Here is a 15,899-nt window from a genome sequence, read left to right as displayed (position 1 = left end):
GGTGGGGTGTGGTGTTTGAGTATTGGATAGTGGTTGCGAGCATCTAAATGGATGCGCTGCTCTTCGAAAGTCGGGTGGCGGATCCATTAAATGTGTAATTTTTATCTTTGGTTTTTGTGTTAGTAAGTGTCTAAGGGCGCATGGTGAATGCCTTGGCATCGAGAGCCGATGAAGGACGTGGGAGGCTGCGATATGCCTCGGGGAGCTGTCAACCGAGCGTTGATCCGAGGATTTCCGAATGGGGAAACCCAACACGAGTCATGTCGTGTTACCCGTATCTGAATATATAGGGTGCGGGAGGGAACGCGGGGAAGTGAAACATCTCAGTACCCGTAGGAGAAGAAAACAATTGTGATTCCGCTAGTAGTGGCGAGCGAACGCGGAACATGGCTAAACCGCACGCATGGGTAACCGGGTAGGGGTTGTGTGTGCGGGGTTGTGGGATTGATACGTCTCAGCTCTACCCGGCTGAGGGGCAGTCAGAAAGTGTCGTGGTTAGCGGAAGTGGCCTGGGATGGTCCGCCGTAGACGGTGAGAGCCCGGTACGCGAAAACCCGGCGCCTGCCTTGTATCGACTCCCGAGTAGCAGCGGGCCCGTGGAATCTGCTGTGAATCTGCCGGGACCACCCGGTAAGCCTAAATACTTCTCGATGACCGATAGCGGATTTAGTACCGTGAGGGAATGGTGAAAAGTACCCCGGGAGGGGAGTGAAAGAGTACCTGAAACCGTGTGCCTACAATCCGTCAGAGCCTCCTTGTGGGGTGATGGCGTGCCTTTTGAAGAATGAGCCTGCGAGTCAGGGACATGTCGCGAGGTTAACCCGTGTGGGGTAGCCGCAGCGAAAGCGAGTCTGAATAGGGCGTATCCCCGTAAGGGGTGTAGTGGCGTGTTCTGGACCCGAAGCGGAGTGATCTACCCATGGCCAGGGTGAAGCGCGGGTAAGACCGCGTGGAGGCCCGAACCCACTTAGGTTGAAGACTGAGGGGATGAGTTGTGGGTAGGGGTGAAAGGCCAATCAAACTCCGTGATAGCTGGTTCTCCCCGAAATGCATTTAGGTGCAGCGTTACGTGTTTCACCACGGAGGTAGAGCTACTGGATGGCCAATGGGCCCTACTAGGTTACTGACGTCAGCCAAACTCCGAATGCCGTGGTGTATAGCGTGGCAGTGAGACGGCGGGGGATAAGCTCCGTACGTCGAAAGGGAAACAGCCCAGATCGCCGGCTAAGGCCCCTAAGCGTGTGCTAAGTGGAAAAGGATGTGCAGTCGCAAAGACAACCAGGAGGTTGGCTTAGAAGCAGCCACCCTTGAAAGAGTGCGTAATAGCTCACTGGTCAAGTGATTGTGCGCCGATAATGTAGCGGGGCTCAAGCACACCGCCGAAGCCGCGGCAACCGCAAGGTTGGGTAGGGGAGCGTCCCCCATTCCGCGAAGCCACCGGGTGACCGGTGGTGGAGGGTGGGGGAGTGAGAATGCAGGCATGAGTAGCGATAAGGCAAGTGAGAACCTTGCCCGCCGTAAGACCAAGGGTTCCTGGGCCAGGCCAGTCCGCCCAGGGTGAGTCGGGACCTAAGGCGAGGCCGACAGGCGTAGTCGATGGACAACGGGTTGATATTCCCGTACCCGTGTGTGAGCGTCCCTGACGAATCAGCGGTACTAACCACCCAAAACCGGATCGACCATTCCCCTTCGGGGGCGTGGAGGTTCGGGGCTGCGTGGGACCTTCGCTGGTAGTAGTCAAGCGATGGGGTGACGCAGGAAGGTAGCCGTACCAGTCAGTGGTAACACTGGGGCAAGCCCGTAGGGAGAGCGATAGGTAAATCCGTCGCTCACTAATCCTGAGAGGTGATGCATAGCCGGTTGAGGTGAATTCGGTGATCCTCTGCTGCCAAGAAAAGCCTCTAGCGAGCGCACACACGGCCCGTACCCCAAACCAACACAGGTGGTCAGGTAGAGCATACCGAGGCGTACGAGATAACTATGGTTAAGGAACTCGGCAAAATGCCCCCGTAACTTCGGGAGAAGGGGGACCGGCATACCGTGAACAGCCTTGCGCTGGGAGCGGGAACCGGTCGCAGAAACCAGCGAGAAGCGACTGTTTACTAAAAACACAGGTCCGTGCGAAGTCGCAAGACGATGTATACGGACTGACGCCTGCCCGGTGCTGGAAGGTTAAGAGGACCCGTTAACCCGCAAGGGTGAAGCGGAGAATTTAAGCCCCAGTAAACGGCGGTGGTAACTATAACCATCCTAAGGTAGCGAAATTCCTTGTCGGGTAAGTTCCGACCTGCACGAATGGCGTAACGACTTCTCGACTGTCTCAACCATAGACTCGGCGAAATTGCACTACGAGTAAAGATGCTCGTTACGCGCGGCAGGACGAAAAGACCCCGGGACCTTCACTACAACTTGGTATTGGTGTTCGGTACGGTTTGTGTAGGATAGGTGGGAGACTGTGAAACCTCAACGCCAGTTGGGGCGGAGTCGTTGTTGAAATACCACTCTGATCGTATTGGACACCTAACGTCGAACCGTATATCCGGTTCACGGACAGTGCCTGGCGGGTAGTTTAACTGGGGCGGTTGCCTCCTAAAATGTAACGGAGGCGCCCAAAGGTTCCCTCAACCTGGACGGCAATCAGGTGTTGAGTGTAAATGCACAAGGGAGCTTGACTGCGAGACTGACACGTCAAGCAGGGACGAAAGTCGGGATTAGTGATCCGGCACCCCCGAGTGGAAGGGGTGTCGCTCAACGGATAAAAGGTACCCCGGGGATAACAGGCTGATCTTCCCCAAGAGTCCATATCGACGGGATGGTTTGGCACCTCGATGTCGGCTCGTCGCATCCTGGGGCTGGAGCAGGTCCCAAGGGTTGGGCTGTTCGCCCATTAAAGCGGCACGCGAGCTGGGTTTAGAACGTCGTGAGACAGTTCGGTCTCTATCCGCCGCGCGCGTCAGAAACTTGAGGAAACCTGTCCCTAGTACGAGAGGACCGGGACGGACGAACCTCTGGTACACCAGTTGTCCCACCAGGGGCACCGCTGGATAGCCACGTTCGGACAGGATAACCGCTGAAAGCATCTAAGCGGGAAACCTTCTCCAAGATCAGGTTTCTCACCCTTTTAGAGGGATAAGGCCCCCCGCAGAACACGGGATCGATAGGCCAGACCTGGAAGCCCAGCAATGGGTGCAGGGAACTGGCACTAACCGGCCGAAAACTTACCAACACAAATCGCAACCACAATCCATGCCCACGGCAATTGTCGTGGCACCACACCCCCCACCAGAACAAATTACATAGAGTTACGGCGGCCACAGCGACAGGGAAACGCCCGGTCCCATCCCGAACCCGGAAGCTAAGCCTGTCAGCGCCGATGATACTGCCCCGTTAGGGTGGAAAAGTAGGACACCGCCGAACATACAAAAACGCCCCCGGGAAACCGGGGGCGTTTTTACATTCTAATTGCCCGCGAGGGTGCGCGTTTGTACGGTGACTCGCCGTTATGAGCGTACAACTGCGCACGCTCGAACAGGGACCTCAGTCGAATAGCGTCGGATGCGCGGGCGAGTAGGTTTTCTCCAAGGCCAGCAGGGCTCGTTTCCGGTCCAGCCCGCCGCCGTATCCAGTCAGGCTGCCGCCGGCGCCGATGACGCGATGGCAGGGAACGACGATCGCGATCGGATTGTGGCCGTTGGCCAGCCCGACGGCGCGCGCGGCGCCGCGGGCGCCGATCTGTTCGGCGATTTCGCCGTACGACCTGGTTTCCCCGTAGGGGATCGTCAGTAGCGCCTGCCAGACCCGCCGCTGGAATTCGGTGCCGCGCAGGTCGAGCTCGATGTCGAAGTCGGTGAGCTCGCCGGCGAAGTAGGCGCCGAGTTGCTCGACGGCGTCACCGAATGCCCCGGGATCGGCCGACCAGCCGGCGCGGCTGGGCTCGTAGGTCTGATCGACCATCCGCAGGTTCGTCAGCGCCGAGCCGTGCCCGGCCAAGGTCAACGGCCCGATCGGGCTGTCGATGGTGCGGTAGCGGATCATGCCGTCTCCTTTGCTGGCTCCCGTGGTGGCCAGTGGTTCACCGGATGCTCGAGCGTGGTCCACAGATGCTGGACGGCATAGGAGCGCCAGGGACGCCAGCGCGCACCGTGATCCAGCAGGCTCCGTCCGTCCGCGGGTAGGCCCAGCCGCTCGGCGGCCAGGCGAAGGCCCAGGTCGCCGACCGGAAACGCGTCGGGGTCGCCGAGGCCGCGCATCGCGATCACCTCGGCGGTCCAGGGACCGACGCCCGGCAGGGCGAGCAGTTGCTTTCGCGCGCCCTCCCAGTCACTCCCGCTGTCCAGGACCACGGTTCCGTCGGCCAGGCCAGCCAGCAGGGCGCTCAGCGTCCGTCGCCGCGCCTCGGGCACGGCCAGGTGCGCGGGATCGATCTCGGCGAGCTCTTCGACGGACGGGAAGGTATGGGTCAGCGCGCCCGCGGGATCGTCGACGGGCCGGCCGTACGCGGTGACGAGGCGGGCGGCGTGGGTGCGTGCGGCCTTGGTCGATACCTGTTGACCGAGTACGGCGCGCACGGCGAGTTCGGCCTCGTTGACGGTGCGCGGAATCCGTTGTCCCGGCGCCTTTTCCACCACCGGGCGCAGGTCCGGGTCGCGGCCGAGCGCATCGACGACCGCTTCGGGATCGGCGTCGAGGTCCAGCAGCCGGCGGCAGCGGGCGATCGCGGTCGTGAGGTCGCGGAAGTCGTCGAGCGCGAGCAGGCAGCGGACGTGGTCGACGGCCGGTGTCAGGCTGACCACCGCGTTCCCGGCGGACAGCCGCAGGCTGCGCCGGTACGCTCCGTCGCGCACCTCCTCGCAGCCGGGCACGGCGCCGGCGGCCAGGTGACCGAAAGCGCCTTCGTACGCGAACGGCGTGCGGACCGGGAGGCGAAGGCTGAGCGTCCCCGGGGACGGCGCTCCGGAGTTCAGGGATCCGGGCCGCGCCGCCGCGTGCTTGCGCAGCGCCGTCGGCGTGCCGTCGAACACCAGCCGGACGGTGTCGTTGAACTGGCGGATGCTGGAAAATCCGGCGGCGAAGGCGACGTCGCCGAACGGCAGTCGGGTGGTCTCGATCAACAGCCGGGCCGTCTGCGCCCGCTGCGCGCGGGCCAGCGCGAGCGGACCCGCGCCGACCTCGGCCTGCAGCAGTCGCTCCAGCTGGCGGGTGGTGTAGCCGAGGTGGGCGGCCAGGCCGGCAACGCCCTCGCGGTCCACGGTGCCGTCGGCGATCAGCCGCATCGTCCGCGCGACGACGTCGCCGCGCACGTTCCACTCGGGCGAGCCCGGGGATGCGTCGGGGCGGCACCGCTTGCAGGCCCGGAACCCCGCGCGTTGCGCGGCCGCCGCGGTCGGATAGAACCTGACGTTACGAGCGAAGGGAGGCCGCACCGGGCAGCTGGGCCGGCAGTAGATCCGTGTCGTCAGCACCGCGGTGACGAACCAGCCGTCGAACCGGGCGTCCTTGGACTGGACCGCCCGGTAGCAGCGCTCGAAATCTTCGTGCACGCTTCAACAGTTACACCCGCCCGCCGACAACACTGGCGGAAAACCGACATCGTCGTAACCCCAAACACAAGGAGCCTCATGACCCAGCCGCAGCCCGTCGCCGTGGAGAACTTCTCCCACGTCTGCATCGGCGTCTCCGACATGGACAGGTCGTTGGGGTTCTACACCGCGGTGTTGGGCATGGACGTCGTTTTCGACGTCGAACTCGAGGGCGCCGGGCTCGATGCCGTGACGGGCGGCGCCGCGCAAAACGGCCGCATGGTCGGAGGGTTGATCGGCGGTGCGATGGTCGAGCTGCTCTTCCTCGGCGGCCTGCCCGCCGGCCCGCGCGGGCCGCACCTTGGCTACACCAATGTGTCGTTCCGCGTCGCCGACCTGGACGACGCCTACGAAGCCCTCCGGCGTGACCATCCCGGGGTGCGCGCCGATGCGGCGGTCGACATCGGCGGTGTGCGAATGTTCTTCGTCTACGACCCCGATGACACGCCCATCGAGATGCTCGAGCTGCCCGCGGGCGCGCGCACCACCCTGGAGCTTTGGCGACCCTAGGCCTCGGCCGGCACGGCCAGCCGGATCGGGCTGTCGTGCCCGCGCAGCGTCACGGTGTCGCCCAAAGACCAACGGGCGCTTTCCGTTTCGCTCGCGCCCTGCACGGCGTCGGCGGTCGCCAGCAACCGGCCCGGATGCGACTTGGCCAGCTCGCACAGCCGCGCGGCCGCGTTGACCGGCTCGCCGATCACGGTGTATTCGAACCGCTCTTGGGTGCCGACGTTGCCCGCGACGACCCGGCCCGCCGCCACGCCGACGCCGGCATCGAGCTCACACATCTCGCTGGCAAGCCGCTCGCAGATGGCCCGCCCGGTGGCCAGCGCCTCGTCCTCGGGGCAGTCGAGGTGATTCGGCGCGCCGAAGATGGCCAGCGACGCGTCGCCTTCGAACTTGTTGACGAGTCCGTGGTGTCGGTCCACCTCCTCGACGACGATCGCGAAAAACCGGTTGAGCACCGCGACGACCTCGGTGGGGGGTTGACTGGTCACCAATTGCGTCGAGCCGACGATGTCGATGAAAACGACTGCGACATGGCGCTCTTCGCCGCCGAGTTTCGGGCGGTCGCGTTCCGCGGCCAGGGCGACCTCGCGCCCGACGTGCCGGCCGAAGAGATCGCGGACCCGTTCGCGCTCGCGCAACCCGTCGACCATCGCGTTGAAACCGCGCTGCAGCTCACCGAGTTCGGTGCCGTCGAACACCACGAGGTTGCCCCGAAGGTTGCCCTCCTCGACGCGCCGGAGCGCCGCGCGCACCACGCGGACCGGTGTCGCCGTGAGCCAGGCCAGGATCCACATCAGCAGGCATCCGAAGACCAGCGTGGCGAACGACACGATCAGCACGCCGACCGCGAACTGGGTCTCGGTCAGGTTGCGCATCAAAATCTGGAACATCGCCAGCAGGCCGATGCCGATGACCGGCACGCCCGAGCCCAGGAACCAGACCATCATGGTCCGGCCCATGATCCCCGACGTCAGCCGCCGCGGCGGCGGTCCGGCCTCGAGGGCCTGGGCGGCCACCGGGCGCAGCGCGAACTCGGCGAGAAGATAGCTGCCGGTCGCCACCAGCACCCCGCAAAAGGTCACACACACCAGGAACCGCGGGATGAACACCGTGTTGACCAGGCCGTAGAGGATCGTCGACACAACCGCCCCGATGCCCCACAGGATGAGGTCGAAGGCGGCGATGCGCCACGGCACCAGGAAGGTGTTTCGCTCGTCGATCCGGCCGGGTTTGCGCTCCTCGATCGCCCAGCGCAGCGCGAGCACCGTCCGCCGGGTGATCCAGTACGCGCCCACCGCCAAAGCGCTTGCGACATAGGCCGGAACGACCCCGAACGTGAGCCACGCGGGTGCGTCGTCGAACACGCTCGGTTCGGGAATCGCGACCGTCACCAACAGCAGCACGACGCCGATGCCGAGGAGGTTCGCCCCCAGCACCAGCACGGTCATGATGACCTGGATGCGTACTCGCCGGCGGCTCTGGGTCTCCGACACCCGCCCCAACAGCAAGGAACCGTACGCCGGGGTCTCCGGCAGCCGGCCGCTCTGACGGGTCACCGCCTCGAGCACCCGGCCGATCCGTTTTGCCAGAGTCATGTTGGCCGACATGGTGGCGCCAGCCTATTTGTCGGTCACGCTCTAAGGTGAATCGGGTGCGTCTAGTGATCGCCCAGTGCACCGTCGACTACCTCGGCCGACTCACCGCGCATCTGCCGTCCGCGCGCCGATTGCTGCTGTTCAAGGCCGACGGGTCGGTCAGCGTGCATGCCGACGACCGCGCCTACAAGCCGTTGAACTGGATGAGTCCGCCGTGCTGGCTGAGCGAGGAGCAGGGCGGCTCCGGCGATCAGGTGCCGGTGTGGGTGGTGGAGAACAAGGCCGGCGAACAGCTGCGCATCACCGTCGAGCGGATCGAGCACGATTCCAGCCACGACCTGGGGGTGGACCCCGGCCTGGTCAAGGACGGCGTCGAGGCTCACCTGCAGGCGCTGCTCGCCGAGCACGTTCAACTGCTGGGCGAGGGGTACACGTTGGTCCGCCGCGAGTACATGACCGCGATCGGGCCGGTCGACCTGCTGTGCCGCGACGAACTCGGCGGCTCGGTCGCGGTGGAGATCAAGCGGCGCGGCGAGATCGACGGCGTGGAGCAGCTCACCCGCTATCTCGAGCTGCTCAACCGGGACAGCCTGCTGGCGCCGGTGAAGGGGGTGCTCGCCGCGCAGCAGATCAAACCGCAGGCGCGCACGCTGGCCAGTGATCGCGGGATTCGTTGCGTGACACTGGATTACGACAAGATGCGCGGGATGGACAACGACGAGTACCGGCTGTTCTGATGCCCAGGCGTCGCGAACCGCGGCGTCGGCAGCCTCCGCTGCCGCGCCGAGTGGAAACGGGACCCGACGGCCACGACTACGAGGTGCGCCCGGTCGCGGGGTCCCGGGCCGTCAAGACCTACCGCTGCCCCGGTTGCGACCACGAAATACGTTCCGGCACGGCACATCTGGTGGTGTGGCCGACCGATTCGGCCGGCGGTGTCGAGGACCGACGGCATTGGCACACGTCGTGCTGGGCCAACCGCGCGACCCGCGGTCCCACCCGACGGTGGTCTTGATTTCCAGGCTCAGGAAGCCTGGTCGACCAACTCGATCAGCACCCCACCGGCGTCCTTGGGGTGGATGAAATTGATCCGCGTGTTCGCTGTGCCACGCCTGGGTGTTTCGTAGACCAGCCGCACGCCCTGTGAGCGGAGTCGTTCGCTGAGGCTGTCGAGATCGCGCACGCGGACGGCCATCTGCTGGATGCCCGGGCCGCGCTTGTCCAAGAACTTCGCGATCGTGGAGGAGTCGTCGATCGGGGCCATCAACTGGATCTGTGCGCCGCCGTTCGGGGCGCCGGGCACCGAGAGCATCGCCTCGCGGATTCCCTGGTCGTCGTTGACTTCCTCGTGCACCAGGATCATGCCGAGGTGGTCGTGGTACCAGGTGATCGCGGCGTCCAGGTCGGCGACCGCGATGCCGACGTGATCGACCGCCGTCACCAGCGCGGTGGACAGGACCTGACGGGCGTCGACTTGATCGGTCGTCATCACACAACGGTAACCTGACGGCAAAGATTGCGCATATCCGGGGAGGCCGAACCGGCCGTCCGCGCAGGTACAGGAGGTAGTTGTGACGACGTCGGTGATAGTTGCTGGAGCGCGGACACCCATCGGCAAGCTGATGGGTTCGCTGAAGGATTTCTCGGCCACCGAGCTGGGCGGCATCGCGATCGCCGGAGCGCTGGAGAAGGCCAAGGTGCCCGCCTCGGCGGTCGACTACGTGATCATGGGCCAGGTGCTGACGGCCGGGGCCGGCCAGATGCCCGCGCGGCAGGCGGCGGTGGCCGCCGGCATCGGCTGGGACGTTCCCGCGCTGACCATCAACAAGATGTGCCTGTCCGGGATCGACGCCATCGCGCTGGCCGACCAGCTCATCCGCGCCGGCGAGTTCGACGTGGTGGTGGCCGGCGGCCAGGAGTCCATGACCAAGGCCCCGCACCTGCTGATGGACAGCCGCTCGGGCTACAAGTACGGCGATGTGACGGTCTTGGACCACATGGCCTACGACGGCTTGCACGACGTGTTCACCGACCAGCCGATGGGCGCGCTCACCGAGCAGCGCAACGACGTCGACAAGTTCACCCGCCAGGAACAGGACGAGTTCGCCGCCCGGTCGCACCAGAAGGCGGCCGCGGCGTGGAAGGACGGCGTCTTCGCCGACGAGGTGGTGCCGGTGAACATCCCGCAGCGCAAGGGCGATCCGCTGCAGTTCACCGAGGACGAGGGGATCCGCGCCAACACCACCGCCGAGTCGCTGGCCGGGCTGAAACCGGCGTTCCGCCGCGACGGCACCATCACCGCCGGTTCGGCGTCGCAGATCTCCGACGGCGCGGCCGCGGTCGTGGTGATGAACAAGGACAAGGCGCAGCAGCTGGGGCTCACCTGGCTGGTCGAGATCGGCGCGCACGGCGTTGTGGCCGGGCCCGACTCGACGCTACAGTCGCAGCCGGCCAACGCGATCAAGAAGGCGCTCGCCCGCGAGGGCATCACCGTCGACCAGCTCGACGTGGTGGAGATCAACGAGGCGTTCTCGGCGGTGGCGCTGGCCTCGACCCGGGAGCTGGGCGTGAACCCCGAGATCGTCAACGTCAACGGCGGCGCCATCGCCGTCGGGCACCCGATCGGCATGTCGGGTGCCCGGATCACGCTGCATGCGGCACTGGAATTGGCGCGCCGCGGCTCGGGTTACGGGGTCGCCGCGCTCTGTGGGGCCGGCGGACAGGGCGACGCGCTGATTCTGCGGGCCGGTTAGCCGGCTCGACGGCGTTGCTGGGGCGGCACCGGACGCGGGTGTTTGTGATCTTCGTCATACGGGCCGATCAGGGCCATTTTGAGCGGCTGAGCGCGGGAACCACCGGGTGGATCGGTAACCGCGGCGCATGACAGACTTGACGTCGTGACTCGTCCGCGACCCTCGATCGGACCCGCCTTGACCGGCGCAGTCGACCTGTCCGGCCTCAAGCAGCGAGCTCAACAGAACGCAGCGGCCGGCGGACCCGGCGGGCAGGCCGCTGCGGCGCCGCCGGGCGCCACGGAGGTCACCGAGGCCAACTTCGAGAACGAAGTCCTGATGCGATCCGACGAAGTTCCGGTGGTCGTGCTGCTGTGGTCACCGCGCAGCGACGCCTGCGTCCAGCTGGTCGAGACGCTGGCCGGCCTGGCCTCCCAGGACGGCGGCAAGTGGTCGCTGGCGACGGTGAACGTCGACGTGGCGCCCAGGGTGGCGCAGATATTCGGCGTCGAGGCGGTTCCCACCGTGGTGGCTTTGGCGGCCGGGCAGCCGATCTCGAGCTTCCAGGGCGTGCAGCCGCCCGACCAACTGCGTCGCTGGCTGGACTCGCTGCTTTCGGCGACGGCCGGCAAGCTGAAGGGCGCGGCCGGTTCCGAGGAGGCCGAGCAAGTCGATCCGGAGTTGGCGCAGGCCCGCCAGCAGCTCGAGGTTGGCGACTTCGAGGCCGCCAGGGCGTCGTATCAGGCGCTGCTGGACGCGAATCCCGGCAGCGCGGAGGCGAAGGCGGCGATCCGGCAGATCGACTTCCTCACTCGCGCAACGGCGCAACCCCCGGACGCCGTCGCGGTCGCCGACGCCGCGCCGGGCGACATCGAGGCCGCGTTCGCGGCCGCCGACGTGCAAATCCTCAACCAGGATGTCAGTGGCGCGTTCGAGCGGCTGATCGCGTTGGTGCGCAACACATCTGGAGACGAGCGCACGGCGGTGCGCACCCGGCTGATCGAGCTGTTCGAGCTGTTCGACCCGGCCGATCCCGAGGTTGTCGTCGGTCGACGCAACCTCGCCAACGCGCTCTACTGACCTTCCGCGAGCAGACGTAAAAGCTCCCGAAACCTATGGTTTTCGGGGGCTTTTACGTCTGCTCGCGCCAACAACCGCGCTACTCGGGCTCCAGCCACAGCGCCGACGTGGGCGGCAACACCAGCACCGCCGAGGCGGGGCGACCGTGCCACGGGTCCTCGGTGGCGTCGACACCGCCCAGGTTGCCGATCCCGGAGCCGTTGTAGACCGTCGCGTCGGTGTTCAGCACCTCGCGCCAGCGGCCCGCGCTCGGCAACCCCAGCCGGTAGCCGCTGTGCTCGGAGCCCGCGAAGTTGAACACGCAGGCCATCACCGAGCCGTCAGTGCCGTACCGCAGGAAGCTCAGAACGTTGTTGGCCGAATCGTTCGCGTCGATCCAGGAATAGCCCTCCGGCGTGGTGTCCTGGCTCCACAGCGCTGGGCGGCTGCGGTAGATGTCGTTGATGTCGCGCACCAGGCGCAGGACGCCGTTGGAGAAACCCAACTCGTCCAGCTGCCACCAATCCAGGCCGCGCTGCTCGGACCACTCGGCGCGCTGCCCGAACTCCTGGCCCATGAACAGCAGCTGCTTGCCGGGGTGCGCCCACTGGTAGGCCAGCAGGCTGCGCAGCCCGGCGGCCTTGACGTGGTTGTTGCCCGGCATCCGCCCCCACAACGTGCCCTTGCCGTGCACCACCTCGTCGTGGCTGAGCGGCAGCACGTAGTTCTCGCTGAACGCGTAGAGCATCGAGAAGGTCATCTCGTGGTGGTGGTAGCTGCGGTAGATGGGATCGCGGCTGATGTAGTCCAGCGTGTCGTGCATCCAGCCCATGTTCCACTTCATCGAAAAGCCCAGCCCGCCAAGGCTGGTGGGGCGCGTCACCCCGGGCCACGATGTGGATTCCTCCGCGATCGTGACGATGCCCGGCGCGACCTTGTGCGCCGTGGCGTTCATCTCCTGCAGGAACTGAACCGCTTCCAGGTTTTCCCGCCCGCCGTAGATGTTGGGGGTCCAGCCGCCCTCCGGGCGCGAGTAGTCCAGGTACAGCATCGACGCGACCGCGTCCACGCGCATGCCGTCGATGTGGAACTCTTCGAGCCAATACAGGGCGTTGGCCACCAGGAAGTTGCGCACCTCGCGGCGGCCGAAGTCGAAGACGTAAGTGCCCCAGTCGAGTTGCTCGCCACGCTTGGGGTCGGAATGCTCGTACAGTGGGGTGCCGTCGAATCGCCCCAGCGCCCATGCGTCCTTGGGGAAGTGCGCCGGCACCCAGTCCACGATCACGCCGATGCCGGCCTGGTGCAGGGCGTCGACCAGCGCCCGGAAATCGTCGGGCGTGCCGAACCGCGATGTGGGCGCGTAGTACGAGGTGACCTGGTATCCCCACGACCCGGCGAACGGATGCTCGGCCACCGGGAGCAGTTCGACATGGGTAAAGCCGTGCTCCACAACGTAATCCGTCAGCTCGCGGGCGAGCTGGCGGTAGCTGAGCCCGGGGCGCCAGGACCCGAGATGCACCTCGTAGGTGCTCATCGGCTCGAACACCGGGTTGCGCTGCGCGCGCCGGGTCAGCCAGTCGTCGTCGGCCCACCGGTAGGTACTCGTCGTCACCCGCGACGCGGTGTGCGGCGGCACCTCGGTGGCGAAGGCGAACGGGTCGGCCCGCTCGGTGACGACGCCGTCGGCGCCGTGCACGCGGAACTTGTACAACCCGCCCACGCCGAACCCCGGCCAGAACAGCTCCCACACCCCGGAGGAGCCGAGCACCCGCATCGGGGCGTCGGTGCCGGTCCAGCCGTTGAACTCGCCGATCAGGCTGACGCCCTTGGCGTTGGGCGCCCACACGGCGAACGACACCCCGTTGACGACGCCGTCGGCCGTGGTGAACGAGCGGGGGTGGGCGCCAAGCACTTCCCAGAGCCGCTCGTGGCGGCCCTCGGCGAACAGGTGCAGGTCGACCTCGCCCAACGTGGGCAGGAACCGGTAGGCGTCGGCGACGGTGCACGGGTCGGAACCGGCGTAGCTGATCTGCAGCCGGTAGTCGATCAGGTCCACGAACGGCAGCGCGACGGCGAACAGGCCCGAATCGATGTGCCGCATCGGGTATCGCTCGCCGCCGACGATCGCGACGACTTCGGTCGCGTGCGGACGGAATGCCCTGATGACGGTGTGGTCTCCGTACTCGTGGGCGCCCAGGATGCCGTGCGGGTTGTGGTGCGCGCCGGCCACCAGGCGCGTCAGGTCGGACGGGTCGGGCGCCAGGTGCGCCCCGGCGAGCTGGTCAGCTCGGCTCACATCCGCTCACCTCCTGCGTAGCAACGTGATTCGCGATTCGTACGGTATGAGCGGCATGTTGACAATGTGCGCGACCGCTTGCGCGGGGTCCAGGCGGACGTAGTTCGCCTGCCCCCATTGGAACTCCTGACCGGTTAGCTCGTCGCGTACCCAGAACCGTTCATAGGGCTCCATACCCAATGCCGCCATGTCTAACCACAGCGTCGCCTCCTCGGGCCCGAACGCGTTGAGCGTCACCACCACCAAAACGCAGTCCCCGGTCGCCGGGTCGAACTTGCTGTAGGCCAACAGCGCGTCGTTGTCCACACCGTGGAAATGAATGGTGCGCAACTGCTGCAGCGCGGGATGCAGTCGGCGAATTGCGTTGAGCTTCTTGATGAACGGCTCCAGCGACCTGCCCTCGGCGAGCGCGCCCGCGTAGTCACGGGGACGCAACTCGTACTTCTCCGAATCCAGGTACTCCTCGCTGCCCTCCCGCACCGCGCGATGTTCGAACAGCTCGTAACCGGAGTACATGCCCCAGGCCGGGCTCATGGTCGCGGCCAGCACCGCGCGGATGGCGAACATCCCGGGCCCGTGGTGCTGCAGCACGGCGTGCAGGATGTCGGGGGTGTTGACGAACAGGTTCGGCCGGCGGAAGTCGGCGAGCGCGGCGATGTCGTTGCCGAATTCGGTGAGCTCCCACTTGGCCGTGCGCCAGGTGAAGTAGCTGTAGGACTGCGTGAAGCCGAGCTTGGCCAGCCCGTACTGGCGGGCCGGCGGCGTGAAGGCCTCCGACAGAAACAGCACGTCGGTGTCGGTGTCCTTGACCTGACCGATCAGCCAGGCCCAGAAGTCGGGCGGCTTGGTGTGCGGGTTGTCGACGCGAAAGAACTTGACGCCGTGGTCGATCCAGTGCCGCACCACGCGCAGCACCTCGTCGTAGAGGCCCGCGGGATCGTTGTCGAAGTTGAGCGGATAGATGTCCTGGTACTTCTTCGGGGGGTTCTCCGCGTAGGCGATGGTGCCGTCCGGCAACTCGGTGAACCACTGCCGATGCTCGCGGGCCCACGGGTGGTCCGGCGCGCACTGCAGCGCCAGGTCCAGGGCCACCTCCATGCCCAGATCCCTTGCCGCGGCGACGAAATCGTCGAAGTCGTCGATGGTGCCCAAAAGCGGGTGGATGGCGTCGTGACCGCCCTCGTCACTTCCGATCGCCCACGGCGATCCCACGTCCCCGGGCGCGGCGGTGGGGGAGTTGTTGCGGCCCTTGCGGTGTACCTTGCCGATCGGGTGGATCGGCGGCAGGTACACGACGTCGAAACCCATCTGCGCGATGCGCGGCAGCGCCGCGGCCGCCGTCGCGAACGTGCCGTGTACCGGTTTGCCGTCGGCGTCCCACCCACCGGTCGAGCGCGGAAACATCTCGTACCACGCGCCGAAGCGGGCCGCCGGCCTATCCACCCAGATCCCGAACTGCTCGCCGCGGGTGACGATGTCGCGCAACGGATAGTCGGTCAGCAGCTCGTCGATCTCGGGCGAAAGCGCCAGCGCGGTGCGCGTCACCGGATCCCCCGGCGTCCGCAGCGCCCTGGCGGCCGTCAGCAGCGGCTCGCGGCTCGCGCGCGGCACCCCGGCGGCGGCGCGCTCGAACAGCGCGGCACCGATCAGCAGGTCGTTGGACAGCTCGGTCTCGCCCTGGCCGGCGTCGAGCTTGGCGACCAGCCCGTGCCGCCAGGTGTGGATCGGGTCGCCCCACCCGTCGACCCGGAAGCTCCACAGGCCGACCCGGTCGGGGGTGAAGTGGCCGTGGAAGACGTAGGGCTCCTGGCCCATCGTCATGGGCAGGAGCAGCGGCTTGACCCGCTCGGTCGCCTTGGCGGTCGTCGACACCGGCCGTTCCGGGGCCTGCACGGCCTTGATCCGGCGGGCCTCCGTTATCTGTGGATAGCGCGGCCCCAGGTAGCGCACCACCAGGGTCGCCGCGACGGCCTCGTGGCCCTCACGCCATACCGTCGCACTGACCGGGACCATCTCACCGACCACGGCCTTGGCGGGGTATGCGCCGCATGAAACGACGGGCTGGACGTTATCGATCTCGACACGACCGGGCACCACCACTCCGTTCCGATTGTGTGCGGCCAAACCG

Annotated in this window: 11 protein-coding genes and 2 rRNA genes; 7 read left to right on the top strand and 6 right to left on the bottom strand. The window is 66.2% G+C overall.

Features of this window, described 5'->3' with window-relative positions; genetic code table 11:
• Positions 1–120: 120 nt before the first annotated feature.
• Both OQ968_RS07540 and rrf read left to right on the top strand, forming a co-directional pair.
• Positions 121–3,226, top strand: a 23S ribosomal RNA gene (locus OQ968_RS07540).
• A 77-nt stretch (positions 3,227–3,303) separates the two neighbouring features.
• Positions 3,304–3,417, top strand: a 5S ribosomal RNA gene (gene rrf / locus OQ968_RS07535).
• 120 nt (positions 3,418–3,537) lie between these two features.
• On the opposite strand, the gene OQ968_RS07530 is transcribed toward rrf, so the two are convergent.
• Complete coding sequence (locus OQ968_RS07530; RefSeq protein ID WP_324676259.1) at positions 3,538–4,035, bottom strand: methylated-DNA--[protein]-cysteine S-methyltransferase; 498 nt, start codon at positions 4,033–4,035, stop codon at positions 3,538–3,540.
• Positions 4,032–5,540, bottom strand: a complete 1,509-nt coding sequence (locus OQ968_RS07525; protein WP_324676257.1) for a DNA-3-methyladenine glycosylase 2 family protein — start codon at positions 5,538–5,540, stop codon at positions 4,032–4,034. The genes OQ968_RS07530 and OQ968_RS07525 overlap by 4 nt, the downstream gene beginning before the upstream one ends.
• 78 nt (positions 5,541–5,618) lie before the next feature.
• Between OQ968_RS07525 and OQ968_RS07520 the strand changes: the two genes are divergently transcribed.
• Positions 5,619–6,089: a VOC family protein gene (locus OQ968_RS07520; RefSeq protein WP_324676255.1), complete on the top strand. Its 471-nt coding sequence runs from the start codon at positions 5,619–5,621 to the stop codon at positions 6,087–6,089.
• Here the strand turns inward: OQ968_RS07520 and OQ968_RS07515 are convergent.
• Complete coding sequence (locus tag OQ968_RS07515) at positions 6,086–7,696, bottom strand: adenylate/guanylate cyclase domain-containing protein (protein ID WP_324676253.1); 1,611 nt, start codon at positions 7,694–7,696, stop codon at positions 6,086–6,088. The genes OQ968_RS07520 and OQ968_RS07515 overlap by 4 nt on opposite strands.
• A gap of 44 nt (positions 7,697–7,740) precedes the next feature.
• On the opposite strand from OQ968_RS07515, the gene nucS reads away from it, so the two are divergent.
• Both nucS and OQ968_RS07505 read left to right on the top strand, forming a co-directional pair.
• Positions 7,741–8,421 carry an endonuclease NucS gene (gene nucS / locus OQ968_RS07510; protein WP_324676251.1) on the top strand — a complete coding sequence of 227 codons (681 nt, stop codon included), beginning with the start codon at positions 7,741–7,743 and terminating at the stop codon, positions 8,419–8,421.
• Positions 8,421–8,699, top strand: a complete 279-nt coding sequence (locus OQ968_RS07505; protein WP_324676249.1) for a hypothetical protein — start codon at positions 8,421–8,423, stop codon at positions 8,697–8,699. Before nucS ends, OQ968_RS07505 begins: the two co-directional genes overlap by 1 nt.
• 9 nt (positions 8,700–8,708) lie before the next feature.
• Here the strand turns inward: OQ968_RS07505 and mce are convergent, their stop codons facing one another.
• Positions 8,709–9,176, bottom strand: a complete 468-nt coding sequence (gene mce, locus OQ968_RS07500; protein ID WP_324676247.1) for a methylmalonyl-CoA epimerase — start codon at positions 9,174–9,176, stop codon at positions 8,709–8,711.
• Between the two features lie 79 nt (positions 9,177–9,255).
• On the opposite strand from mce, the gene OQ968_RS07495 reads away from it, so the two are divergent.
• Together OQ968_RS07495 and OQ968_RS07490 are read left to right on the top strand one after the other, a co-directional pair.
• Complete coding sequence (locus OQ968_RS07495; RefSeq protein ID WP_324676245.1) at positions 9,256–10,437, top strand: acetyl-CoA C-acetyltransferase; 1,182 nt, start codon at positions 9,256–9,258, stop codon at positions 10,435–10,437.
• 144 nt (positions 10,438–10,581) lie between these two features.
• A complete protein-coding gene (locus tag OQ968_RS07490) occupies positions 10,582–11,496 on the top strand; it encodes a co-chaperone YbbN (RefSeq protein ID WP_324676243.1) in 915 nt (304 codons plus the stop codon).
• A gap of 79 nt (positions 11,497–11,575) precedes the next feature.
• Here OQ968_RS07490 and glgB read toward each other — a convergent pair whose 3' ends face one another.
• A complete protein-coding gene (glgB, locus tag OQ968_RS07485; RefSeq protein ID WP_324676240.1) occupies positions 11,576–13,771 on the bottom strand; it encodes a 1,4-alpha-glucan branching protein GlgB in 2,196 nt (731 codons plus the stop codon).
• Positions 13,772–13,777: 6 nt separating this feature from the next.
• Positions 13,778–15,865: an alpha-1,4-glucan--maltose-1-phosphate maltosyltransferase gene (locus OQ968_RS07480; RefSeq protein WP_324676238.1), complete on the bottom strand. Its 2,088-nt coding sequence runs from the start codon at positions 15,863–15,865 to the stop codon at positions 13,778–13,780.
• Positions 15,866–15,899: the final 34 nt, after the last annotated feature.

It is taken from the genome of Mycobacterium sp. 663a-19 (assembly GCF_035616495.1).
Lineage (GTDB): Bacteria > Actinomycetota > Actinomycetes > Mycobacteriales > Mycobacteriaceae > Mycobacterium.
This window is presented reverse-complemented; position numbering and strand designations above follow the sequence as displayed.

What these genes read in the sequence shown, in the direction of transcription:
- OQ968_RS07530 (WP_324676259.1), bottom strand. Translation starts at nt 4,035, where the DNA reads ATGATCCGCTACCGCACCATCGACAGCCCGATCGGGCCGTTGACCTTG.
- OQ968_RS07520 (WP_324676255.1), top strand. Translation starts at nt 5,619, where the DNA reads ATGACCCAGCCGCAGCCCGTCGCCGTGGAGAACTTCTCCCACGTCTGC.
- OQ968_RS07515 (WP_324676253.1), bottom strand. Translation starts at nt 7,696, where the DNA reads ATGTCGGCCAACATGACTCTGGCAAAACGGATCGGCCGGGTGCTCGAG.
- OQ968_RS07505 (WP_324676249.1), top strand. Translation starts at nt 8,421, where the DNA reads ATGCCCAGGCGTCGCGAACCGCGGCGTCGGCAGCCTCCGCTGCCGCGC.